Here is a 245-nt window from a genome sequence, read left to right on the forward strand (position 1 = left end):
CGGATGCCGGCGGTGAAATCCGGCAACGTCCTGCAAAACGTCATGAAATCTGAGCCTTGCGGCGCAACGAGCGGCGCATCGAAGGTTTCGATTGTCAGCGGACCATCGGCAAGATCACCGCGTGCTGATGTCACCGCCTGCAATTGTCCGCCGCCGCTCGTCGCAATATTCCCCGATCGATGCCAGAGGCCCATCTTGCGGAAATTCCACTCCGCGGCACGATCAGGCGTGAAGGAGAGGAAGCT

Annotated in this window: 1 pseudogene; it reads right to left on the minus strand. The window is 60.0% G+C overall.

Annotation, left to right across the window (positions count from 1 at the left end):
- Positions 1 to 245: pseudogene (locus AF337_RS44655) on the minus strand (DUF5054 domain-containing protein); the annotation flags it as partial.

Origin of the sequence: Rhizobium ecuadorense (assembly GCF_001187535.1) — a bacterium.
GTDB lineage: Bacteria > Pseudomonadota > Alphaproteobacteria > Rhizobiales > Rhizobiaceae > Rhizobium > Rhizobium ecuadorense.